Below are 21,331 nucleotides of genomic sequence, written 5' to 3' on the forward strand. Positions count from 1 at the left end.
AGCATTTAATCCTGTCAGCTCTGATTAGCCGTCTTTACGGCCTGAAGAAAGCGGCGGATCAAATCCGCGTCTTTGACCCCGGGCGCGGTTTCAACACCCGACGAAACATCGACCGACTGTGGACATGTCGCGCGAATGGCCTCCTGAACATTGTCGGGGGTGAGCCCGCCCGACAGCATGAATGGGATATCTCGCGAAACGGCATCAAGAACCGCCCAATCAAAGGCCTGTCCGTGCCCTCCGGGACGGGTCGCGCCAGAAGGCGCCTTGGCATCGAACAGGATCAAGTCCGCAACTTTCGTATAGGTCTTGGCGAGCGCCGCGTCTTCCGAAGTTCTGACCGGCATTGCCTTGATTATCTTACATCCGAACTTCTCTTTCACCTCAACAACGCGCTCCGGCGTTTCGCTCCCATGAAGCTGGAGGAAATCCGGCGCAATCTCTTTCGCGATCTCATCGAGCACTGCGTCCGTCGCATCGACCGTCAGCGCAACAATATCGCCCCTGCCGCGGGCCTGCTCAGCAAGGCGCCGTGCCGCCGCAATTTCAAGGTGCCGGGGGCTCGGCGCGAAAAAGACGAAACCGACATAATCTGCGCCCCCGTCAATGGCAGCCGCCAACGCTTCGCGCGTATTGAGCCCGCAAATCTTGGTTTTTGTCGTCATAGGCGAGCCGTTATGCCGGCTTGCCCGTCAAACGGCGCTTTTGCCAGCGTTTCAAAGCGATGAATGTCCAAACACCTTCCACCAGCCCAAACGGCCAAGCGCCCTGCAGGAAGCCGTAAATCGACCCCATCGCGCAGGCGACCGCAAAACCTAGAATGCACCAAGGGCTGTTATCCTCGAAGGCGTAGAACAGCAACATCAGAGATACGGCCACGAGACCGAAGAGCGTCAATGCATCGAATGTCATCGAACGCTCACGGCATCAACGACTTGCGATGGCAAGATCGGTTCCCGTCGCAGCTTTCGCCTCGCGTTCGCGCGTCAACCGATCAGCTTCCGCTTGCCAACGCTGGGCGCGCTGGCCTTGCGCGCGGGCGGTCTGCCGCCAACGGCTTTGCCCCATCCACGTTGCAACGCCACCGAGGATAACGCCGATGACAAGCGCGCCGAGAAGATAGGCATAAAACGGCATTTCGATCGAAAGCGCCGGATTCTCCGGTTTGAAGGGATCGAGGATCAACGAAACCGGCTGCCGATTGGACACGGCGATGGCAACGAGAATAACCCCAATCGGGAACGCAATAAAAAGCGCCAAAATACGCCTAAACACGATCGTACCTCGCTATTTCGTCTCGCGACGCTACATCGGATGTTGGCCGTTGAGCGCATTCAGACGATCGCGAAGCTCCTTGCCGGTTTTAAAAAACGGCACGAACTTTTCGGCAACCGCCACCGTCGTCCCCGTGCGCGGATTGCGCCCTTGGCGCGACGCCCGATGCTTTACGGTGAAGGCGCCGAAACCGCGAAGCTCGACACGATCGCCACGCGACAGCGCATCAACGATTTCATCGAAGATGACGTTGATGATGCGCTCCACATCGCGATGATAAAGGTGCGGATTTGCAGTCGCGATTTTTTGAACAAGCTCCGATTTGATCACGTCTCGCTCCCCAGCAACAGCGATCATTTCTCCTTATTTTTCAGAAGGGTGCCAAACTGAAAGCAGACCGTCAAGACCGAGCGTTGAAATCGAGCGATCTTGAGCGAGGAAATTTACGAGTTCCCCGGCGCCCGAACCGAGAAGCACCCCGGCGACCCGGGCCGACATCCAGGCGAAGCCATAGGAGTTCGACGACTGCGGCTTCCAATCGACGAGTTTGGCGTTCTGAGGCACGTTTTTCTCATCTTTCAGCCATTTGACGGCCTCGTCCTCACCGCCGATCTGGTCGACGAGCTTGGCCTGCAGCGCCTCGCGCCCTGAGAAAATCCGCCCATCCAAAAGCCCGGGAATGTCAGCCGCCTTGACGCCGCGGCGGGTCTCAACAAGGTTCACGAACCACTTGAATCCATCATTCACCATGCCCTGGGCAACCTGCTTGCCACCTTCGTCCAGAGGCTCAAACGGCGACGGAGAGGCCTTGAGCGGTCCGCTCTTTACCTCGTTCACCTTGACGCCGACCTTGTCCAGAAGCTGCACGAACTCGGGCCACTGGACGATGACGCCGACGGAACCGGTGATCGAGTTGCCGCGGGCCACAATGTGGTCGGTCGCAAGACCGGCAATATAAGCCGCGGACGCCGCAACCGTGCCGAATTGAGCGACGATCGGTTTCTTGGCCGCGACAGCACGCAATCCTTCATAAAGCGCTTCGCCGCCCGTCGTCGTGCCGCCGGGACTGTTCACATAAAGCAGAACGCCGGCGACACTGTTGTCGTCGGCAATGTCCTTAAGCATTTTAAGCTGATCGCGGTCTTCCGTGATCGTGCCTTCGATCGTGATGCGCGCGATCTGCTTTTCGCCAGTAAGCGTCGCGAGCTTGTCGCCGCCGAGCGTCAGCACGCCGATTGCAATCAAGATTGCGGCAAGGCCGGCTGCGCGCCAGAACGTGACCGACCGGCGAAGCCGGCGACGATCCAAAACTGTTTCCGTTTCAAGCATGGGGGAGTGCCTTTCCGTCAACGGATCGCGCCCTCGCATCGTGGAAAAAGTTCGAGAGGCGCTCTAAGGGGCGAAAGGTAGGCAAGGTTCGGGCCGCGGGCAACCGAGACGTCTGCGGCCTCTCGGATAAAAGTTAAGCGCGCGACAAAGATTGCCGCGCGCCTTGCGCGTATTGCGTTGAAGGAACAACGATCACTCGCCGTCTTCGGCTCCCTCGCGCTTCTTGATGGCGGCCTTGAAGATATCGCCGAGCGAGGCGCCCGAATCCGACGATCCGTACTGCGCCACCGCCTGCTTCTCTTCGGCAAGTTCAAGAGCCTTGATCGAAACGGCGATACGGCGTGCTGCCTTATCGACCGAGACAACGGCCGCATCGACCTTGTCGCCGACGTTGAACCGCTCGGGACGCTGCTCGGAACGATCACGCGAGAGATCGCCGCGCTTGACGAACGATGTCAGCTCACTGTCGGCAATCTTTACCTCGATGCCGGCATCGCTGACCGACGTCACCGTGCACGTCACGGCGTCGCCCTTCTTGTATTTCGCCATGGCGTCGGCGGGATCGCCCGCAAGCTGCTTGATGCCAAGCGAAATGCGCTCCTTTGCGCCGTCGACGTCGAGCACGACAGCTTTGACGTTGTCGCCCTTCTTGTAGTCCTTGATGACCTCGTCGCCCGGCTTCTGCCAGTCGAGATCGGAGAGATGGACCATGCCGTCGATGCCGTTGTCGAGCCCGATGAACAGGCCGAACTCGGTGATGTTGCGGATCGGACCTTCGACGACCGAGCCCTTCGGATGCGCGGTCAGGAACCCATCCCACGGATTTTCCTGCGTCTGCTTCAGGCCGAGCGAGATACGGCGCTTCTGCGGATCGACCTCGAGAACCTGAACCTCGACCTGCTGGCTCGTCGAAACGATCTTGCCGGGGTGCGTGTTCTTCTTCGTCCAGCTCATTTCCGAGACATGGATCAGGCCTTCGACGCCCGGCTCCAGTTCGACGAACGCTCCGTAGTCCGCGATGTTCGTCACGGCTCCCTTGACGCGCGCGCCGACCGGATACTTCGCCTCGATCGACGACCACGGATCGGATTGCAGTTGCTTCATGCCGAGCGAGATACGCTGCGTTTCGGGGTTGATGCGGATGATCTGCACCTTCACCGTATCGCCGACGTTCAGGATCTCGGACGGATGATTGACGCGGCGCCATGCCATGTCGGTGACATGCAGCAGGCCGTCGATGCCCCCGAGATCGATGAACGCACCGTAGTCGGTGATGTTCTTGACGAGGCCGTCGATGATCTGACCCTCGGCGAGGCGCGCCACAATCTCCGTGCGCTGCTCGGCACGGCTCTCTTCCAGCACCGAACGGCGCGAGACGACGATGTTGCCGCGACGGCGATCCATCTTGAGGATCTGGAACGGCTGCGGCTGATGCATCAGCGGTCCGATATCGCGCACGGGACGGATATCGACTTGCGAGCCCGGAAGGAACGCAACCGCACCGTCGAGATCGACGGTGAAACCGCCCTTCACCTTATTGAAGATGACGCCCGTCACCTTCTCGCCCTTCTCATAGAGACGTTCCAGGCGCGTCCAGCTCTCTTCGCGGCGAGCCTTGTCGCGCGACAGCACCGCTTCACCGAGCGCATTTTCGACGCGCTCCAGGTACACTTCGACGGTATCACCGACCTTGAGATCGCCCGGCTTGCCGCCGATGCCGAATTCCTTCATCGCGACCCGGCCTTCCATCTTCAGGCCGACGTCAATGATCGCCATGTCTTTCTCGATGCCGACGATCTTGCCCTTTACGACGGAGCCCTCGAACAGGTCATCCTTGGCAAGGCTTTCGGCGAGCAGCGCGGCAAAATCCTCGCGCGACGGATTCAATTCTTTTGAAGCAACTTCAGCTGACATTCGGTCTCCTTCGTCTAAGACGGAAACCCCGAGCGCATGCGCACGGGGCGATGTTGGGATGAAATGTGGAGGACGCCAAAGCTGCCGGCCCGCGCACCGCGCGAAGCCAAACCTTGGGCGTCGGATGTTCTGGATGTGTGATGCTGCCGTGATGGGCGTCAGCCCTGCCGGTCAGAATTCGGGCCTGCTTACAGGCCCAACCGGCTGATCTTCCTCATGACCAATCCGACGGCGGCGTCGAATGCGCGAAGGTATAGCGGAGGTGGTAGCCCTACGCAAGAGGCATCCGGCAGGTGCAAGGCGGTCGATTCTTCGGCCTGCGAAGGTGCACAATCGCCGATTGGCCGTTTCCCGGCAAACCCAAAGACAGTCGCGGGCAGTGCCCCGGAAGCGCCGCGGCCATACCGCTCTCGAATTCGCCGAGTTGGTTCGGCGCGTTGATGAAGAGATAGTACCGCTCCGACCCGTCCGCGCATGGTATCGAGCGTCGCGAGTTGAACTAGGGAGATGCGTATGACGACGCTGGTCGTGTCCGCCGCATCGGCGATACCTAGCGCCGCAAGCGGCAGCGGCACTAACTGCGATAGCGCGAAAACGACGGTTGCCACGCCGAATACGATGACGGCCTGGAACATCCTCATGCCGGCGCCGCTGGAGATCGGGTGGTGCGCGAGATAGGCCGTCATCGTCGGCGCGCCTACAGCGGGCGCGGCGCGAAGCACGCCAAACACATACTGACGTAGAGGCACTACGGACGGCTTGCATAAAACTCGTCGGGTTCATTTCGCGAAGTAATTTGGCAATGGGTCTGAATCACTGCAAAGTGGTTCGCCTATCGAGGGAACCACGTCCGCCACGCCGGCGTTAAGGCAAGGGTAATTCCAAGGAGACGGATATGAAGAAGGTCGCGGTTTTCGCGGCGGTTGTGCTTGCGCTTTCGACAGGCTCGGCGTTTGCCGTCAGCCAAGCGGTGAAGGATGCATGCAGCGCGGACTATGTCGCTTATTGCGGCAAGTTCAAGGTTGGTACAGCGGCGCTCAAGTCGTGCATGCGCGAACATCGGCACATGTTGGGGGCAGGCTGCATCAAAGCTCTCGGCCAATCGAGCGAAGTCACCGCTGAGGACATTGCTCAGTACAAGCGAGAGAATGGGAAGTAGCCCATAGACGCCCTTCGGGGTGTCTATTCGTTTCGCCTACTTCGCTACTTTTGCCGCGATCAGCGCGAGGACGGCTGCAAACGTTTGCTCGGCATCTAAATTGGTCGTGTCGAGGTGAAGGGCATCGGCGGCCGCTTCAAGCGGCGCAATAGTCCGGCCGCTGTCGCGAGCATCGCGGCGACGCAGATCTTCAAGCACGGTTTCATAGGGAATGGCCTCGCCGCGACCCTGATGCTCGAGGTAGCGGCGATGTGCACGTGCCTCGTCCGAGGCTGTGACAAAGATCTTGATGTGCGCGTCCGGGCAAACGACAGTCCCTATGTCACGCCCATCCAGAACCGCGCCGCGCGCACCGCTTCGCGCAAAGTTGCGCTGGTAGTCAAGCAACGCTGCACGAACAGCCGGGATCTTGGCGACGATCGATGCCTTGTCGCCCGCAAGAGGTCCCCGCAAGCCGGGGTCGCCCAAGGTCTGCGCATCGATCGACTGAGCGGCAACGACCGCCGCAGCCGCATCTTCGAGTTGCCCGCTTTTTGCTTCCACGTCGCGGGCAACCGCTCGATAAAGAAGCCCCGTGTCGAGGTAGGGCACCCCAAGATGCTCGGCAAGTTTCTTTGCAACTGTTCCTTTGCCAGACGCCGCAGGCCCGTCGATTGCGATGATCAATCGAGAACTCATTGATCCGGCGCCTCTTGATATCTGGCACCGAGCGTTTCCATCAGTCCGCGGAACTCGGGAAAGCTCGTCGCGATCATCGTGGTATCGTCGACAGAGATCGGCCTTTCACTCGCGAGCCCTGCCGTCAGAAATGCCATTGCAATACGATGATCGAGATGCGTCGCGACGCAGCCCCCCCCTTTCATCCGCTGTTTCCCTTCGACGATCAGGCTATCGCCGTCGATGCGCACCGCTACGCCGTTGGCTTCCAGCCCCGCCGCGGTCGCCTGCAACCGGTCGCTTTCCTTGACCTTGAGTTCCGCAAGCCCATCCATTTGCGTCGTGCCCTTCGCGAACGCCGAAATCGCCGCAAGCACCGGATATTCGTCGATCATCGACGGCGCGCGTTCGGCAGGCACACGGACGCCCTTCATCTCCGACGCGCGAACCCGAATGTCGGCTATGGGCTCGCCTCCCTCCTCGCGTTCGTTGAGCAGCGTGACGTCTCCGCCCATTTCTTGCAGCGTGGTGTAGAGCCCGGTTCGAGTCGGATTGACCAGCACGCCTTCGATCGTCACGTCGGAACCAGGCACGATCAGCGCAGCCGCCACCAGGAACGCCGCCGACGATGGGTCGCCCGGAACTAGAATATCTCGTCCGGCAAGCTCGGCATCGCCTCTGACGGTAATGTGCCGCCCACCTTCCTTTTCGACCACTCGGACATCAGCCCCGAAATGGCGAAGCATGCGCTCGGTGTGGTCGCGCGTCGCCTCGTGCTCGATGACGGTCGTCTCACCCGCCGCATGGAGACCGGCAAGCAGAACAGCGCTTTTGACCTGTGCTGACGGCACCGGCAGCGGATAGACGATCGGAATGAGCTCGCTGGTTCCGCGCAGCGTCAACGGCAGAGTTTCCTTGCCGGGCTCGAGAACCTGCAATCCCATTTGCATCAGCGGCCCCAGGACGCGCCGCATCGGCCGCCGCGACAATGATGCGTCGCCGGTCATCTGAACCGTGATCGGATGTCCCGCGATGACGCCCATCATTAGGCGTGCGCCCGTTCCGGAATTGCCGAAATCGAGCGGCGCTGCAGGTTGACGAAGGCCACCGGGCCCTCGACCCTTCACCTCCCACACGTCACCGCGCTTTTCAGTGGCGGCGCCCAAGGCTGAGACGGCACGGGCGGTATTGACGACATCCTCCGCCTGCAAGAGGCCGCGAATGCGAGTCGTGCCGGTCGCCAATGCCCCAAAAATCAGGGCTCTGTGCGAGATCGATTTATCTCCGGGGAGCCGAACGCGGCCGCGCAATGGAGATGCGCGCATCACGGCAAGGGGCTTCGCAGTCGAGGCTTTCAAGATCGAAAATCCAGGCTAAAGGACAACCGGCGTGCTAATCTGGCGCAGGAATTGCGGGCGATATGGGCCTGCACCGCAACGCCCTGTCAACGCTAGTGTCACGGCGGGGTCAAGGTGTCTTGACGCACGCCAGACGATCTCCACTTTTCGTTTTGACAGCCCGCATCGGCTATGGCAGACGGGCTCCCTCAATTCCTGAGTTTCGAGGCCCATTATGGCGACCAAGCAAGCGCGCGGGACGAAGCGTACCTGCCAGAGCTGCGACGAGCGGTTCTACGATCTCGACCGCGACCCTATCGTTTGCCCGTTCTGCGGCAGCAAATATGTGATTGCCTCATCGCCCGCCGCACTGGCCGCGCTCCAGGCTGAGCAGCGCGACCTAGCGGCCAAGAAGGCAAAGAAGCCAGTTCAATCGGACGACGAAGGCGAATTGCCGGCAGTCGAGGGCGAGGAGGCGCTCGCCGACGTCGAATCCGACGACACCGGCGGCGCCGATGACGATGAAACCTTCCTCGAGGAAGAAGAGGAAGAGGGCGGCGATGTTTCCAACATCATCGGCGGCCCAGCGGGTGAAGGCGACGAAGAGCCCTAAACCCGAACAAACGTTCTTGATGTTTCCGCCTGAACGACTTATCAGGCGGGTTCTGCGCGGCGGATGATAGAGTTCCCGCGCTCCCAACGGATTGGGGCCATAGCTCAGCTGGGAGAGCGCTTGCATGGCATGCAAGAGGTCAGCGGTTCGATCCCGCTTGGCTCCACCAGCCTTCGCCCTGCGGAGGCTCTGTGCACTCGCATAGCGAGATAAGCCGTAGAGACGGCTCTCATTTGCAAAAAATCCGAAACGGCTGACCTGCGCGGACTTTTTCTATAGTCTTCCCCGCGACCGATATGCGCAGCCGGTCTGCGCCAAAAAATCTTGGGAGCCAAGGGGGAGCAGAACCGATGACGGACATCCGCGCCAAGATCGCCTGGGCAGGTATCGCAATCCTGGGCGCCATATCCCTCGGCATCGTCGCCCTCTCGCGTGGCGAGACGATCAACGCCGCCTGGCTCGTCCTCGCGGCGATCTGCTCATATCTGATCGCCTACCGCTTCTATGCTCTGTTCATCGCCGAGCGCGTCTTGCGTCTCGATCCAACCCGCCCGACCCCGGCACAGCGGTTCAATGATGGGCTCGACTACTGCCCGACCGACCGCACCGTCCTTTTCGGCCATCACTTCGCGGCAATCGCGGGAGCCGGTCCCCTCGTCGGCCCCGTGCTCGCGGCACAGATGGGCTATCTGCCGGGAACGCTCTGGCTGATTGTCGGCGTCGTATTCGCAGGCGCCGTGCAGGATTTTATCGTGCTCTGGGCTTCGACGCGCCGCGACGGTCGCTCGATGGGCGACATGATCCGATCCGAGCTTGGCGAGCTTGCAGGCACGGTCGCGATGATCGGCGTACTTCTGATCATGGTCATTCTGCTGGCCGTGCTGGCCCTGGTCGTCGTCAAGGCGCTGAAACAAAGTCCGTGGGCGACGTTCACGGTGATGATGACGATCCCGATCGGCCTTCTGATGGGCGTCTACGGCCGCTACATCCGGCCCGGTCGAATCGGCGAGATGTCGCTGATCGGCTTCGCGTTATTGATGCTCTCGCTCGTCTACGGCCGCCACGTCGCGGAAGACCCGGTGCTCGGGCCGATGTTCGATTACTCGGGCGAACAGCTTTCGATGATGCTGATCGCCTATGGTTTTGTCGCGTCCGTTCTGCCCGTCTGGACGCTGCTTGCGCCGCGCGACTATCTCTCGACGTTTCTGAAAATCGGCACAATTGCTGGCCTCGCACTCGGCATATTCTTCGTGCTGCCGGATTTGAAAATGCCCGCCCTGACGAAATTCGTCGACGGCACGGGCCCGGTCTTCGCCGGCAATCTCTTCCCATTCCTGTTCATCACCATCGCGTGCGGAGCGGTGTCCGGCTTTCACGCGCTCGTCTCGTCGGGCACAACGCCGAAGATGCTCGATAACGAGGCCAACGCCCGGTTCATCGGCTACGGCGCCATGCTGATGGAGAGCTTTGTCGCGATCATGGCCCTTGTTGCCGCGACGACGCTGGAGCCCGGCCTCTACTTCGCGCTGAACAGCCCCACAGCCATCATCGGCACGACGCCTGAAACCGCCGCCGCCGCGATTTCAAGCTGGGGCTTCACCATGACGCCAGACATGCTGAAAGAAGCCGCGACGAATGTCGGCGAGAGCACCATTCTCTCGCGCACCGGCGGCGCTCCGACGCTGGCTGTCGGCATGGCGGAAATCCTGTCGAATGCCATCGGGGGCAAAGCGATGATGGCCTTCTGGTACCACTTCGCAATTCTGTTCGAGGCACTGTTTATCCTGACGACGATCGACGCCGGAACGCGCGTGGCGCGCTTCATGATTCAGGATTTGATCGGATCGTTCGCGCCAGTGTTTCGCGACACCCGCTCATGGCTGGCGAACGTTGTCGCGACGACCGTCGCCGTCGCCGGCTGGGGCTACTTCCTGTACCAGGGCGTCGTTGATCCGCTCGGCGGCATCAACACGCTCTGGCCGCTGTTCGGCATCGCCAATCAAATGCTCGCCTGCATCGCCCTCATCCTATGTACCGTGGTGCTCTTCAAGATGAAGCGCGAACGCTACGCGTGGGTGACGATCCTGCCCGCGACGTGGGTCGCGATCTGCACATTGACAGCAGGCTGGCAGAAGATCTTCAGCGACAATCCGGCGATTGGTTTCCTGGCACACGCGGAGAAGTTCGGCGCTGCCTCGAACTCCGAACAGCTCCTAGCGCCCGCCAAGTCGATGGCCGACATGAGCCGCATCGTCTTCAACGACTACATCAACGCAACGCTGACGGCTTTGCTGATCGCGCTCGTCGTCGCGATGATCGGATTCGCCTTGGCGGCAATCTCCAAGGCGCTCGCCGATCCGAACATTTCGGCCCATGAAACTGGAATCGTACCGGCGGAATAATCCATGCGGAAACCCGATACATCCTTGTTCTTCGTAGTCCGCAACGCCGTGGCCAGGACGGCACGGCTGATGGTCGGCGTCCCCGATTACGAGGCTTATGTTGCGCACCGGCGTCAGGTCCATCCGGGAGAACCCGTGATGACCTACGAAGACTTCTTCCGCGAGCGTCAGTCGAGCCGCTATGGCGAGAACGGCGGGAAAATCAGCCGCTGCTGCTGATTGGCACCGCATTTTATCGCTTCCGTTCGGTCGCAGTTGATTGCATGTGCAGTGACCGCTACGAGGTGCCCGCATGGCACCTCCTCTTCTGACGCTCAAAGACATCCACCTGACGTTCGGCGGCACACCGTTGCTCGAAGGCGCGGAGCTGACCGCCGCGCCCGGCGACCGCATCTGTCTTGTCGGGCGCAACGGCTCCGGCAAATCGACGCTGCTGAAAGTTGCAGCCGGCCTCGTGACACCAGATCGCGGCGAGCGCTTCTCACATCCCGGTGCCAGAATTCGCTATCTGCCGCAGGAAGCCGATTTCAACGGTTACGACACGGTCCGCGCCTACGTCGAAGCTGGGCTTGGGCCGGCCGACGATCCCTACGCCGCGGAATACCTGATCGGTGAGCTTGGACTCTCGGGCGACGATAATCCCGAGCAGCTGTCTGGCGGCGAGGCACGCCGCGCGGCGCTCGCTCGCGTTCTCGTGGCAAAGCCGGACATCCTGCTGCTCGACGAGCCGACGAACCATCTCGACCTTACCGCTATCGAATGGCTCGAAACGACGCTGCAGGCGAGCAGATCGGCACTCCTTCTCATCAGCCATGATCGTCGCTTTTTGGAAACGCTGTCGCGCGCCACCGTCTGGCTGGATCGCGGAAAGACGCGCCGCTTGGAGCAGGGCTTCGCCGCCTTCGAGGATTGGCGAGACAAGGTCCTCGAAGAAGAAGAAATCGAACGGCATAAGCTCGACCGCAAAATCGTACGCGAAGATCAGTGGATGCATGGCGGTGTCACGGGCCGTCGCAAGCGCAACGTCCGCCGCGTTCGCGAATTGAAGGCGATGCGCCAGGAGGTTCGCGATCGGCGCTACGCCGTCGGCAGTGTTCGCCTCGATGCCGCCGAGGGCAGTCTTTCCGGCAAGCTCGTGGTCGAAACGTCTGGCGTCTCCAAAAGCTACGATGGCCGCGATATCGTTTCTGATCTCAATCTACGTGTAATGCGCGGCGACCGACTCGGAATCGTCGGCCCGAACGGAGCCGGCAAGACGACACTGATCAAGCTCCTGACCGGACAGATCATCCCCGACAGCGGAACGATACGCCACGGGGCCAATCTCGAGATCGTAGCGCTCGACCAGAGGCGCGACGAACTCAATCCGAATTGGACGGTCTCCGATGCACTGACCGGCGGCCGCGGCGACCAGGTCGTCATCAACGGCAAAGCGCGCCACGTTGCGAGCTACATGAAGGATTTTCTCTTTTTGCCGGAGCAGCGGCTGTCGCCGATCCGGGTCTTATCAGGAGGTGAGCGCGCCAGGCTGATGCTCGCACGCGCGCTGGCGAAGCCTTCGAACGTGCTGGTTCTCGACGAGCCGACGAACGATCTCGATCTTGAAACGCTCGATCTGCTGCAGGAGCTATTGTCCGATTATCCAGGCACGCTGCTGCTCGTCAGCCACGACCGTGACTTTCTCGATCGCATCGTGACGAGCGTACTTGCCCCGACAGGCAATGGCCGCTGGACCGAATATGCCGGCGGCTATTCGGACATGCTTGCCCAGCGCAAGGGCGACGATCTGAAAAAGGCATCGAAAGCCGAGAGCGCACCGGCGGTCCGCAAATCGGCGGACGATGTCGCGGCGGTCGCTCCAAGCGCCCCGAAAACCAAACTCTCCTACAAAGAGAAGCACGCGCTTTCGGTGCTGCCGGATGAAATCGCCAAGCTCGAAACGGAAATCACAACCCTGTCGGCAAAGCTCGCCGATGCCGGGCTCTATGCGCGCGACCGTACGGCATTCGAGAAAGCAAACGCGCGCCTTGCGGACGCCCAGCGCCAGCTCGAAGACGCCGAGACGCAATGGCTGGAGCTTGAAGAAAAGCGCGCTGCAATCGAAGGCGCTGGATAATCGTCTGTATAATCGTATCGTGAAAATGGATGCCTTAAAAACAAAAGCGGCGGCCGATATGTTGGCCACCGCTTGACGCTCGACCGTTAGGTCAACACCATCCGAATTCAGATGACGTCGATTTCCGCCGGAAGATAGCTGGTCACTTCGAGACCAACTTCCTGCTCGCGAACTTCAGGCTTCGACCACGTCTTCATGGTTTCCTCCAAGAGTGTCAGTCAAAAGCTTCACTACGGCGCCCTGTCTAAGTGCAATATTCAATAAATGCCAATCGAATTTGCGATATGACCCCATAAGCGAGGCTAATAACAATATAACACTTTATTTTCCGGCAAATGCGGAGGCCGGGCGCTTTTACTAATGCTGCGCCGCCCACTGATCCTTGACCTCATCACAACGTCTGGACACGAAATCGTTAACTTCATCGACGATCGTACCTGAAAGCAGATTGACAGTGTTGTCGGCAGCCGTCGCCGTCCACATTGCGCTTTTGATAAGTGTGGGCGCTTCAACCTTGCCCCAGTTCGCATGTGCCTTCGTCGCCTTGCCGTTCTCGAACGTAACTTTCGGCGTGAGATCGAACTTGAACTCCGTCACGCCCTTCTTCTCGCTCACGATCGTACACGTTACCGTGTGCTTCTGAAATTCGATCTCGACCTTCGGCTCCATCATGGCTCGCGCAAGATCGTCGCGTTTGATGCTGAGGTCTGTTGAGCAATGAGCGCCGTCATACGGCCAAGTAACCTTCAGTTTACCGACGAGCTTGACGAGCTGCTCCTTACGCCAGCTCTTGATGACGTGACAGGCGATGTCGCCGGAGGCATCTTTCGTGCGCAATGCCTTGCAAATGTCGACCTTGCACGCCTTGCGAGCCTCCTTCTCGGCGATCTCTTGCGGTGTGAGGTTGACGTCGACCGAACTATCGGCGGTTGCTTCGGCGGCGAATGCAGCTCCGGCCGGCCCGGCCATCACTCCGAGCATAAAAAGGATGGCGTACGCCTTCGTCGTATTCATTGAAATCCCCCGGCTGACGGCCTGTTTAACGACGGCTTTCATGTCGCCGCAGACGGGCGGGACTAAGGCGGATCGCCCCGCCACGGCCCGTTGTAACCCTGCGACCTAAGAGTTGCCTCAGCAGCTTGAAGACAGACGGTGCTTTCCCATATCTTTGTTCAAATGGTCCCTAGGCAGAAATGCTGGGGCTGGAAGGGGCGGCCGAAACGGCGCTCCGATAGATGACGGTCGCTTAGCAAAGGGCCCTCGTATGACACGCATGACAACGCTCTCGAACCCGCTTTTGCTGGGCTTTGAGGAAATCGAAAGACTGATCGATCGAGCCGCCAAGGGCGGTGGCGACGGTTATCCTCCCTATAACATCGAGAGGGTCGCACCGAATGGCGAAGATGCCGGACTTCTTCGAATCACGCTCGCGGTCGCCGGCTTTTCTCGCGAAGATCTTGAGATAACGCTCGAGGACAAGCAACTGACGATCCGAGGCAAACAGCAGGACGACAAAACCCGCGATTACCTTTACCGAGGCATCGCGGCGCGGCAGTTCTCGCGAACCTTCGTCCTCGCCGACGGTATCGAAGTTAAGAGCGCGGATCTGGCGAACGGCCTTTTGGCCATCGATCTGCAACGGTTGGAGCCCGAGCGACTCGTTAGACGAATAGAGATCGGATCGCCTGGGCGGATCAAAAGCCGATCGTAGAGAGTCTTTCGCGTCACAGCCCCCGCGACCGAATCGTCGGAGGATTGGGGTACACGAGCAGTCCGGCCGGCCTGAGAAAACGGCCACAATTTCCGGATATGCGATTGGAGCCCGGCCTCGCCACTAGGAGGAAGAGCGTCATGAATAACAAGACCACCGCAAAAAACACAGTTGACCACATTGTAGCGCCCGTCATGACCGAGCTGGAACTCGCGCGTCTTGGCGGCGGTGAGGTCGCCTATATCAAGACGCTGACCTCAGACGAGGCGCTGACCATGTTTCCACAGATCGAAGGCTTGCCGAAGGGCATCCCGCTGTTTTCGCTGCACGCTGCCGATGGCACACCGATCGCGCTGACGGATACGCTGCAGGCCGCTATCGGCCATGCACACGAGGATGAATTGGCCATCGCGCCTCTCAATTAGGCGTACGCGACTTTTTTTCCTCCTTCGATCAACAAGAAGCGAGCCGCTCGGACACGGAGCGGCTCGGCGTTTATTTGGCTCCCGATTAGACACGGTAGCTCGCGTACTGGCCCTTCGGATTGAAGCGTTCCAAGTATCCAGGAACGATCGCATCAATCGAAGCGAGCTGCGGCAACCCCAACGAAGCGATGGTACGCTTCTCGCGCTTGGCGGCTTCCGACACGACGTTATCGAGTTTCAGCAGTCGCAACTGGTCGACCGTGATCGGGCGCACCGAGTTGGGCAACGGCCAAGTCAAAAGGGCCTGGAACCGCATTAACCAGAACGGCACTGGCAAAAGCAGCCGCCGCCGGCCAGTGTACCGCAGAGTCGCTTCGAGAATATCGCGGAACGTAACGACCTGAGGACCACCGAGTTCGTAGATCGTGCCCGGCTTACCAGCACCAGCTGCTACGTTTGCAGCCGCCTCCCCGACATCTCCTACAAAGATCGGTTGGAACTTGGTTCGCCCCCCACCGACCAAGGGCAGAACCGGACTGATACGCGCGAGCGCCGCAAACCGGTTGAAGAACTGGTCTTCGGGCCCAAACACAATTGACGGCCTGAGAATGATCGCGGACGGGAATTCCGCGAGCACGGCGGCTTCGCCTTCGGCCTTCGTCACAGCGTAGCGCGAGTTCGAATGCTGGTCGGCGCCAATTGCCGAGACATGAATTAGTCGCTGTGCGCCTGCTTCCCGCGCCGCTTTCGCGACACGGCGCGCACCTTCGACATGAACAGCTTCGAACGTCTGGGCGCCGACGGGCGCAAGAATACCGACTGAATTTATGACGGTTTCGGCTCCGTCGACGGCACGCACAATCGAGTCGGCAAATCGTAAATTGGACTGCACGGCGTGGATCTGGCCGACGACGCCCATGGGTTGCAGATAGCCTGCAAGGTCGGGCCTGCGGACGGCGGCGCGAACCCGGTATTCCCGGCGCGCCAAGCTCCAGACGATCTGACGTCCGACGAACCCGCCCCCCCCGAAGACCGTCGCAAGTTTGTCGGTTCCCGCCATGTCTCACCTCGTTTTTCGCCGCAGGCTGCTCGCCTTGGAGGTCTACCGGGGCGAAGCGGCGCTGTGAAGCCGAAGGATCAAGTTCCGGCTGAGCATTTGCGTCGCGCCATGGGGCGACCGCCCTGCGCAATTGACTTCCGCCCGCGCACAATCTACGTGACACCGCGAAGCCCAGATGGCGGAATTGGTAGACGCACTAGTTTCAGGTTCGTGCATCCGATACCCCATCTAGTGTCAACGATCTTCAAGGCTTGAAAATTATCGCATTTCCCTGAAAGGACTTGTGACAATTTTGATCGTTGCGTGTAGTCACTAGTTTTCGTGACAAGTAGCTCTTGTGACAAAAATCGGTGACAAATTTGGAGAAGAGGTAGGGTAACGGGGACGTTGAACCCCTGTAAAATGGCCTCCGAAAAGAGTGCCATTTGGTGCGCACTAGAAGTGAGAACTAGCGCGGCACTTTTTATCTAGCGAGCATGGTGGAATTGGTAGACACACCGTCTTCAGGTGGCGGCGGCGCAAGCCGTGGGGGTTCAAATCCCTCTGCTCGCACCACCCTAAAATCACATTCAGGTACTAGCGCTCACAAGGCGTGGAGGTTCGAGTCCTCTTCTGGGCACCAAAATCATATGATATATCAACAACTTAAAACGTTGAATTACGTTAAATTGAGAAGGGACTCCATTTTTGCGTAAAGAGAAAGATAAAATACTCGCAAGAAATGTCCTTGATCGATCATTCTTCGAGGTTCCACGGGTCGGAAATTTGCGATTTTAGACCTTCAGGCGAGTGGCAGACCTCGCAGGGCCGTTGAAAGATGTACGCGGCTTTCAACGACCGCCCTCGCTATGACGCGCGAGAGTCTCAATCGCATCTAGAATTTCACAACTTTCGCAAAAATGTTCTCAGCGCCCTGAACCAGCGGATCGAACGCGTCGGTCTTGGCGGCGGCCCATGTCATCCAGTCATCGAGGCTGTGGCCAGCGATTTCAACCGTTCCATCGGTGATCGTTTTGGACAGCGCGCGCAGAAAATGACGGACCAGGACTGCCTTCCAATGCCGCTCAGCCATCTCCACAAGAGCTTCAAATGTCCTCGGATCGGAGCGCGCGGTGGAGCTGTCGTCTGCCAGAGCCTCAAGTCGTTTCAATCCGTCGAGCACGCGCAGAAGCTTTGCGTCGAGCGCGGACTTAAATTTCTCGCGAATGGCGCGCGCGACAGCGCGCGCAACGGCCACAATACCAGCGGCGATTTCAGGGATGCGATCCTCGAGGAGGATAGGATCGTCCAACCATTCTGAGTGCACGGCGGGTTCATCCACGTTTGGGTCGTAAATCACAAACCTCAGCTTGGTTTTGGCGTTACGTGAATATCGATCTATCGGGCCAAGCGAAGCAAAAAAGATCATCCCCTGATATACAAAATGGAATTCGGGGTAGCCGAAGGAGCCTGGCACGACGCCATCCTTCTCGACCGCGAAAAAGATGCGGCTGAGAAGCCGATGCTGGCGGAAGTCCAGATTGTTAAAACCCCAGACGTGTGGGCCCTTGCCGCGATCGAACAGGTCTCGCGCGCGTGCGTGTTCTATTGCCCACTTGAGCACCAGCGGGTGGCGATCTGTCATCTGGCTTCGCTCATTGCTTCGTTCGCGAGCGAAAGGGGTCCCTTTTGACATGACGCTGGAACGCCATCGGGCAATATAGTAAACTCAATGCACTGATGGTTTTGCGCGTCGCATTGGTTTGTGAGCCGCGCGCAGTCAAAAGGGACCCCATTTGATACTGTGAGCTGCGCGCGGTTTTCCGCGCCCGAGAGCAGCTTGCGAATTGAAAGGCATGTTGATCGGTTACGCGCGCGTCTCGACGGAGGACCAGAACCTCGCCATGCAACTCGACGCTCTGAGGGCCGCGGGTTGCGAGCAGATATTCCGCGACGAGGGCGTCAGCGGCAGCGAAACCGATCGGGCCGAACTCAATAAGGCGCTAGCAGCGCTCGCCGCCGGCGATGTGCTCGTCGTTTGGAAACTCGACCGGCTGGGGCGCAGTCTCGCGCACCTCATGCAGATCGTCACACGCCTCGGAGCCGAAGCCGTGGGGTTCCGCTCCCTTTCCGAAGCCATCGATACGACGACTGCGAGCGGGCGTCTGCTGTTCCACGTCGTCGGCGCCATCGCCGAGTTCGAGCGGAATCTCATCAGCGAGCGAACGAGCGCCGGTATGGCTGCAGCCAAGGCGCGTGGCCAGCATCTCGGCCGCGAGAGAAAGCTGACGGAGGCAGACGTGCGATGGGCCTACCATGCGATCACATCCGGTATGATGACGCCCAGGGCGGCCGCCGCGTCGTTGGGCGTGTCGATTTCAACGCTGTATCGTTCGCTGCGGCGGCGGGATCCTGGCTCCGGAGTCACGATCGATGCATACGATTAGCACCACGTAGGTGAGTTCTGCTGCCTCCCCAAGATGACTTGGAGCCTGCTGAAGAATGGAGCTAAGATCATGGTCTCCCAACGAACGACAAAGAGGAAGACAAGCAAGGTGGACGACACCAAGCCTGAGCGAATCGATGTGCAAGTCACGACGCACCAGAAGGCGCTGTTCGCTCGCGCTGCCAAATTGAGCGACCAGACATTGACGGACTTCATCATTGCCGCGCTCAACGCTGCAGCTGCACGCGTGGTGCGGGACCACGAGGTCATGTCGCTGTCAGCTGAGGATAGCGCCGCATTCGCTGCTGCGCTTCTCAGACCTGCCGCCCCTGGCCGGCATTTGCGTAAGGCCGCTATGCGCTACAAAAAGGGCGCGTAGCCCTGTGCAAGACCGAAGAAGTGGACCGGCGGAATGCATGGCGGGACGTTCAGAGTAGTTTGTATATGAATATTGCCCTGACAGGGCCAAAACTCCATACAGAATCACCTAGCGAGCGACCTTTACTAGGTTAGATACTGTGGGTTGCAGCTCTGGGTGCGTCCGGCCGCGGGTGAAGAGTGACCGACGTTGCTTTATCCCACAAGCGGACTCTCGGCCGATTGAACTGCCCTCGCCCGAGCCAATCACGGTCACAACCGCTTTTGAATGATCTGCGGACCTTCTTTCAGATGTACCGTTGCAAACCATTCTGAAGCGGTCCTGTCGGGCAGAGCCCCCGTACTCTGCCTGCGCTAGACGGCTAGATGTCGATCTTCTCCGCGATCTCAATCGCGTCATCGACCTCGCCGAGGTAGCGCACAGTGCTCTCGATCTTCGAATGTCCGAGCAAGAGTTGGACCGCGCGAAGGTTTCCCGTTCGTCTGTAGATTAAAACGGCCTTCGTACGCCGTAGCGAATGCGTGCCGAACTTCGCAGGGTCGAGGCCGATACAGGCGACCCAATCCTGAACGAGCCGAGCATGCTGACGAGTCGTCAGCCCGCGAGTGGCTCGGTCCATCGCGTAGCCGCTGGGTGCCACATCATCGACGCGCGCGGCAACGACGTCGCAGCCGCGAAGCTCACTATCGATCGCCAGGTTGAAGAGGGCTAGATCGCGGGTCTTGCCCTGCATCTGAAGCTTCGTTCGGATCGACCAGACGTGGCTCGGTCTTAGCGGCGGCTTGGCACCGATTATCTTACCTTTATTCCACGGGGTACGTGACGTCCGCTTTTCAACAGTGAATGCTTGTTCCTTTTCCATGGCTTGTCTCCTTGTTCGAGAGACAAACAAACATGCATCCGTTCAACCCATCTCACTGATCCGATGTCTGGTTCTGGTGACTATCTTCGCCGGGTTGGTGTGCAACCGGCACTTTTGACCCAATGCGGACGTTCTCCCGGCCGATTCATCGACAGTGCTCAGACCGGATTTCCAATCTCGTACTCCAACGCCGTGCTGCGTGTTCCGATGACCTCCGACGCTTTGCGTGACCTCCATTGACGCAACTCGTGTTATATGAAGAGCAACCAGTTCGAACCGACGACCAAGACTCCTGAGGTAAAATGCCCATGTTCGATTCTGCCACGAAATCGTCGCGATACAGCATTTCCCGCTCGACCAACGAGAGGAACCGGCATCTCATCTTCGAGCAAGGCGGCTTCGATGAACTGCCTGAGAGCATCCGCCGTCATACGTCGTGGCAGTACCTGAAGAGCGGCGAGTTTAAGAATCTTCGTCCGGATTATTTCAAGGCGCTTACGGACATAGGCTATATCATCGTCGAGCAAACGGCCGGGGTGTTTTCGGCGGAGACTTGAGTCTCGGTGATCAGCGCCTGCCGAACGGCCCGTATGGATTATTGCGCACGCGCGTGCGCGACGTAGCTCGCGAGGCGCGCAGATTTGATATCGCCTCGCTCTAGGGCGGCGCGCACCGCGCAACCCGGCTCACAGTCATGCCTGCAATTGCGAAATCGACACCGGCTCGCCAAGGCTTCGATATCGTCGAAATTCAACTCGACGTTGTCTTCGCTCTTCCAAAGCTCCAACCCTCGCATTCCTGGCGTGTCGATGAGGGAGCCTCCTTGCGGACGGATAAACAACTGGCGATGTGTTGTCGTATGCCGGCCTCGGCTATCGTGAGCACGGACTTCCTGCGTCGCCTGCTCCGCATATCCCGTTAGCTTGTTCGTCAGTGTTGACTTACCAACGCCCGATGAACCGATGAGGCCTACGGTCTGATTACCTTCGAAATACCGTTCGATATCGGATATGCCGCCGCCGGAGCGGGCGCTGATCGCATGAACTGGGACGCCCGGAGCAAATGCGACGATCTGATCGACTACACTGTGCACCTCGTCAGGGATGTCCGCCTTGTTGAGAAGAATGACCGGGGCGGCGGCGCTGCCGCGCACCAACGCCAATAGTCGCTCGATCCGTGGCAGATTAAAATCGCCATCCGGAGCGGTGACAATGAACACGACGTCGACGTTCGCCGCCAAAAGCTGAGGGCGCTGCTCGCCCGATGCTTTGCGGATCAAAGCGCTGGTGCGACGAAGGACTTCCTCGATCGTAGCGGCGCCATCGCCCGCCGCCGGGCGTAGAGCCACGAAGTCACCCACACCTGCGAGGTCGGAGCGCTGAATAGCAGCGTTGCGCAGACGTCCGGTCATTGCGGCGGACAGCTCAACAGAATTGGTAGCGACCCTGAAGTGGCTGCGATGTTCGCTGACGATACGGCCCGGAATCAGTCCGTTTGCGGCATGCACACCGAATTCCGTCTGCCGCTGGCCGCTCCAACCCACTGCGTCCAATGACATATCTCGTTCCTCAGCCGACGAGCGTGCTCGCCTGGGCGATCATCATTAGCACTTAAGCGAATAGAGTGCTAAAAGAATGATCCGTGCATTTGAGGCGCGTCGTCTGTCG

Annotated in this window: 24 protein-coding genes, 2 tRNA genes and 1 pseudogene; 12 read left to right on the forward strand and 15 right to left on the reverse strand. The window is 59.5% G+C overall.

The features are described 5' to 3' along the window. Positions 1–14: 14 nt before the first annotated feature. The 7 genes and pseudogenes from HYPDE_RS11370 to HYPDE_RS18800 form a co-directional block, all read right to left on the reverse strand. Positions 15–665: a phosphoribosylanthranilate isomerase gene (locus tag HYPDE_RS11370; protein ID WP_015598610.1), complete on the reverse strand. Its 651-nt coding sequence runs from the start codon at positions 663–665 to the stop codon at positions 15–17. Between the two features lie 10 nt (positions 666–675). Then, positions 676–912: a hypothetical protein gene (locus tag HYPDE_RS11375; RefSeq protein ID WP_015598611.1), complete on the reverse strand. Its 237-nt coding sequence runs from the start codon at positions 910–912 to the stop codon at positions 676–678. A 15-nt stretch (positions 913–927) separates the two neighbouring features. Then, positions 928–1,275, reverse strand: coding sequence for a lipopolysaccharide assembly protein LapA domain-containing protein (locus HYPDE_RS11380; RefSeq protein ID WP_041320403.1), 348 nt, complete (start codon positions 1,273–1,275; stop codon positions 928–930). A gap of 30 nt (positions 1,276–1,305) precedes the next feature. After that, positions 1,306–1,605, reverse strand: a complete 300-nt coding sequence (gene ihfB, locus HYPDE_RS11385) for an integration host factor subunit beta (RefSeq protein WP_041321187.1) — start codon at positions 1,603–1,605, stop codon at positions 1,306–1,308. 33 nt (positions 1,606–1,638) lie between these two features. After that, on the reverse strand, positions 1,639–2,604 hold the full coding sequence (sppA, locus tag HYPDE_RS11390; protein ID WP_041320405.1) for a signal peptide peptidase SppA: 966 nt from the start codon (positions 2,602–2,604) through the stop codon (positions 1,639–1,641). Positions 2,605–2,796: 192 nt separating this feature from the next. Then, positions 2,797–4,518, reverse strand: coding sequence for a 30S ribosomal protein S1 (gene rpsA / locus HYPDE_RS11395; RefSeq protein WP_015598615.1), 1,722 nt, complete (start codon positions 4,516–4,518; stop codon positions 2,797–2,799). A gap of 271 nt (positions 4,519–4,789) precedes the next feature. Continuing rightward, positions 4,790–5,243 (reverse strand): annotated as a pseudogene (locus HYPDE_RS18800) (MFS transporter); the annotation flags it as partial. A gap of 170 nt (positions 5,244–5,413) precedes the next feature. Here HYPDE_RS18800 and HYPDE_RS11405 point away from each other — a divergent pair. Further along, positions 5,414–5,677: a hypothetical protein gene (locus HYPDE_RS11405; RefSeq protein ID WP_015598617.1), complete on the forward strand. Its 264-nt coding sequence runs from the start codon at positions 5,414–5,416 to the stop codon at positions 5,675–5,677. 36 nt (positions 5,678–5,713) lie between these two features. On the opposite strand, the gene cmk is transcribed toward HYPDE_RS11405, so the two are convergent. Beyond that, positions 5,714–6,343 carry a (d)CMP kinase gene (cmk, locus tag HYPDE_RS11410; RefSeq protein WP_015598618.1) on the reverse strand — a complete coding sequence of 210 codons (630 nt, stop codon included), beginning with the start codon at positions 6,341–6,343 and terminating at the stop codon, positions 5,714–5,716. Between the two features lie 8 nt (positions 6,344–6,351). Beyond that, positions 6,352–7,692 carry a 3-phosphoshikimate 1-carboxyvinyltransferase gene (gene aroA / locus HYPDE_RS11415; RefSeq protein ID WP_015598619.1) on the reverse strand — a complete coding sequence of 447 codons (1,341 nt, stop codon included), beginning with the start codon at positions 7,690–7,692 and terminating at the stop codon, positions 6,352–6,354. A gap of 214 nt (positions 7,693–7,906) precedes the next feature. On the opposite strand from aroA, the gene HYPDE_RS11420 reads away from it, so the two are divergent. From HYPDE_RS11420 to HYPDE_RS11440, 5 genes are all read left to right on the forward strand, one after another. Continuing rightward, positions 7,907–8,284 (forward strand): TIGR02300 family protein, encoded by a 378-nt coding sequence (locus HYPDE_RS11420; protein WP_015598620.1) that lies wholly within the window; start codon positions 7,907–7,909, stop codon positions 8,282–8,284. A 93-nt stretch (positions 8,285–8,377) separates the two neighbouring features. Then, positions 8,378–8,453: transfer RNA gene (locus HYPDE_RS11425), tRNA-Ala, on the forward strand. Between the two features lie 181 nt (positions 8,454–8,634). After that, the gene (locus HYPDE_RS11430) at positions 8,635–10,686 is read left to right on the forward strand and encodes a carbon starvation CstA family protein (RefSeq protein WP_015598621.1); all 2,052 of its coding nucleotides are present in this window, start codon (positions 8,635–8,637) and stop codon (positions 10,684–10,686) included. 3 nt (positions 10,687–10,689) lie between these two features. Then, positions 10,690–10,905 carry a YbdD/YjiX family protein gene (locus tag HYPDE_RS11435; RefSeq protein ID WP_015598622.1) on the forward strand — a complete coding sequence of 72 codons (216 nt, stop codon included), beginning with the start codon at positions 10,690–10,692 and terminating at the stop codon, positions 10,903–10,905. Between the two features lie 73 nt (positions 10,906–10,978). Then, a complete protein-coding gene (locus tag HYPDE_RS11440) occupies positions 10,979–12,802 on the forward strand; it encodes an ABC-F family ATP-binding cassette domain-containing protein (RefSeq protein ID WP_015598623.1) in 1,824 nt (607 codons plus the stop codon). Between the two features lie 107 nt (positions 12,803–12,909). On the opposite strand, the gene pqqA is transcribed toward HYPDE_RS11440, so the two are convergent. After that, entirely contained in the window at positions 12,910–12,999 is a 90-nt protein-coding gene (pqqA, locus tag HYPDE_RS11445) for a pyrroloquinoline quinone precursor peptide PqqA (RefSeq protein WP_015598624.1), read from the reverse strand. Positions 13,000–13,159: 160 nt separating this feature from the next. Beyond that, a complete protein-coding gene (locus HYPDE_RS11450) occupies positions 13,160–13,816 on the reverse strand; it encodes a hypothetical protein (protein ID WP_144061252.1) in 657 nt (218 codons plus the stop codon). Positions 13,817–14,066: 250 nt separating this feature from the next. Between HYPDE_RS11450 and HYPDE_RS11455 the strand changes: the two genes are divergently transcribed. Continuing rightward, the gene (locus HYPDE_RS11455) at positions 14,067–14,513 is read left to right on the forward strand and encodes an Hsp20 family protein (protein WP_015598626.1); all 447 of its coding nucleotides are present in this window, start codon (positions 14,067–14,069) and stop codon (positions 14,511–14,513) included. A 140-nt stretch (positions 14,514–14,653) separates the two neighbouring features. Beyond that, positions 14,654–14,938 (forward strand): DUF1150 domain-containing protein, encoded by a 285-nt coding sequence (locus HYPDE_RS11460; protein ID WP_015598627.1) that lies wholly within the window; start codon positions 14,654–14,656, stop codon positions 14,936–14,938. Between the two features lie 85 nt (positions 14,939–15,023). On the opposite strand, the gene HYPDE_RS11465 is transcribed toward HYPDE_RS11460, so the two are convergent. Continuing rightward, positions 15,024–15,998 (reverse strand): complex I NDUFA9 subunit family protein, encoded by a 975-nt coding sequence (locus tag HYPDE_RS11465; protein WP_015598628.1) that lies wholly within the window; start codon positions 15,996–15,998, stop codon positions 15,024–15,026. Positions 15,999–16,468: 470 nt separating this feature from the next. Here HYPDE_RS11465 and HYPDE_RS11470 point away from each other — a divergent pair. After that, positions 16,469–16,553 (forward strand) — tRNA-Leu (locus HYPDE_RS11470). Between the two features lie 319 nt (positions 16,554–16,872). Here HYPDE_RS11470 and HYPDE_RS11475 read toward each other — a convergent pair. Then, positions 16,873–17,622 carry a hypothetical protein gene (locus tag HYPDE_RS11475; protein WP_144061253.1) on the reverse strand — a complete coding sequence of 250 codons (750 nt, stop codon included), beginning with the start codon at positions 17,620–17,622 and terminating at the stop codon, positions 16,873–16,875. Between the two features lie 211 nt (positions 17,623–17,833). Between HYPDE_RS11475 and HYPDE_RS11480 the strand changes: the two genes are divergently transcribed. Then, positions 17,834–18,424, forward strand: coding sequence for a recombinase family protein (locus tag HYPDE_RS11480; protein WP_051111995.1), 591 nt, complete (start codon positions 17,834–17,836; stop codon positions 18,422–18,424). Between the two features lie 69 nt (positions 18,425–18,493). After that, positions 18,494–18,802: a DUF1778 domain-containing protein gene (locus HYPDE_RS11485; RefSeq protein ID WP_015598631.1), complete on the forward strand. Its 309-nt coding sequence runs from the start codon at positions 18,494–18,496 to the stop codon at positions 18,800–18,802. 361 nt (positions 18,803–19,163) lie between these two features. Here the strand turns inward: HYPDE_RS11485 and HYPDE_RS11490 are convergent, their stop codons facing one another. Beyond that, entirely contained in the window at positions 19,164–19,664 is a 501-nt protein-coding gene (locus HYPDE_RS11490; protein ID WP_015598632.1) for a tyrosine-type recombinase/integrase, read from the reverse strand. A gap of 308 nt (positions 19,665–19,972) precedes the next feature. On the opposite strand from HYPDE_RS11490, the gene HYPDE_RS11495 reads away from it, so the two are divergent. After that, positions 19,973–20,221: a hypothetical protein gene (locus HYPDE_RS11495; protein ID WP_015598633.1), complete on the forward strand. Its 249-nt coding sequence runs from the start codon at positions 19,973–19,975 to the stop codon at positions 20,219–20,221. A 38-nt stretch (positions 20,222–20,259) separates the two neighbouring features. Here the strand turns inward: HYPDE_RS11495 and rsgA are convergent, their stop codons facing one another. Continuing rightward, positions 20,260–21,222 carry a ribosome small subunit-dependent GTPase A gene (gene rsgA, locus HYPDE_RS11500; protein ID WP_081625113.1) on the reverse strand — a complete coding sequence of 321 codons (963 nt, stop codon included), beginning with the start codon at positions 21,220–21,222 and terminating at the stop codon, positions 20,260–20,262. Positions 21,223–21,331 lie beyond the last annotated feature (109 nt).

The organism is Hyphomicrobium denitrificans 1NES1 (assembly GCF_000230975.2).
GTDB classification, from domain to species: domain Bacteria; phylum Pseudomonadota; class Alphaproteobacteria; order Rhizobiales; family Hyphomicrobiaceae; genus Hyphomicrobium_B; species Hyphomicrobium_B denitrificans_A.

What these genes read in the sequence shown, in the direction of transcription:
- HYPDE_RS11440 (WP_015598623.1), top strand. Translation starts at nt 10,979, where the DNA reads ATGGCACCTCCTCTTCTGACGCTCAAAGACATCCACCTGACGTTCGGC.
- HYPDE_RS11460 (WP_015598627.1), top strand. Translation starts at nt 14,654, where the DNA reads ATGAATAACAAGACCACCGCAAAAAACACAGTTGACCACATTGTAGCG.
- HYPDE_RS11420 (WP_015598620.1), top strand. Translation starts at nt 7,907, where the DNA reads ATGGCGACCAAGCAAGCGCGCGGGACGAAGCGTACCTGCCAGAGCTGC.
- HYPDE_RS11405 (WP_015598617.1), top strand. Translation starts at nt 5,414, where the DNA reads ATGAAGAAGGTCGCGGTTTTCGCGGCGGTTGTGCTTGCGCTTTCGACA.
- HYPDE_RS11455 (WP_015598626.1), top strand. Translation starts at nt 14,067, where the DNA reads ATGACACGCATGACAACGCTCTCGAACCCGCTTTTGCTGGGCTTTGAG.
- pqqA (WP_015598624.1), bottom strand. Translation starts at nt 12,999, where the DNA reads ATGAAGACGTGGTCGAAGCCTGAAGTTCGCGAGCAGGAAGTTGGTCTC.
- HYPDE_RS11450 (WP_144061252.1), bottom strand. Translation starts at nt 13,816, where the DNA reads ATGAATACGACGAAGGCGTACGCCATCCTTTTTATGCTCGGAGTGATG.
- HYPDE_RS11495 (WP_015598633.1), top strand. Translation starts at nt 19,973, where the DNA reads ATGTTCGATTCTGCCACGAAATCGTCGCGATACAGCATTTCCCGCTCG.
- HYPDE_RS11375 (WP_015598611.1), bottom strand. Translation starts at nt 912, where the DNA reads ATGACATTCGATGCATTGACGCTCTTCGGTCTCGTGGCCGTATCTCTG.
- HYPDE_RS11485 (WP_015598631.1), top strand. Translation starts at nt 18,494, where the DNA reads ATGGTCTCCCAACGAACGACAAAGAGGAAGACAAGCAAGGTGGACGAC.
- HYPDE_RS11430 (WP_015598621.1), top strand. Translation starts at nt 8,635, where the DNA reads ATGACGGACATCCGCGCCAAGATCGCCTGGGCAGGTATCGCAATCCTG.
- HYPDE_RS11465 (WP_015598628.1), bottom strand. Translation starts at nt 15,998, where the DNA reads ATGGCGGGAACCGACAAACTTGCGACGGTCTTCGGGGGGGGCGGGTTC.
- HYPDE_RS11480 (WP_051111995.1), top strand. Translation starts at nt 17,834, where the DNA reads ATGTTGATCGGTTACGCGCGCGTCTCGACGGAGGACCAGAACCTCGCC.
- HYPDE_RS11490 (WP_015598632.1), bottom strand. Translation starts at nt 19,664, where the DNA reads ATGGAAAAGGAACAAGCATTCACTGTTGAAAAGCGGACGTCACGTACC.
- HYPDE_RS11435 (WP_015598622.1), top strand. Translation starts at nt 10,690, where the DNA reads ATGCGGAAACCCGATACATCCTTGTTCTTCGTAGTCCGCAACGCCGTG.
- HYPDE_RS11370 (WP_015598610.1), bottom strand. Translation starts at nt 665, where the DNA reads ATGACGACAAAAACCAAGATTTGCGGGCTCAATACGCGCGAAGCGTTG.
- rpsA (WP_015598615.1), bottom strand. Translation starts at nt 4,518, where the DNA reads ATGTCAGCTGAAGTTGCTTCAAAAGAATTGAATCCGTCGCGCGAGGAT.
- HYPDE_RS11475 (WP_144061253.1), bottom strand. Translation starts at nt 17,622, where the DNA reads ATGACAGATCGCCACCCGCTGGTGCTCAAGTGGGCAATAGAACACGCA.
- sppA (WP_041320405.1), bottom strand. Translation starts at nt 2,604, where the DNA reads ATGCTTGAAACGGAAACAGTTTTGGATCGTCGCCGGCTTCGCCGGTCG.
- rsgA (WP_081625113.1), bottom strand. Translation starts at nt 21,222, where the DNA reads ATGTCATTGGACGCAGTGGGTTGGAGCGGCCAGCGGCAGACGGAATTC.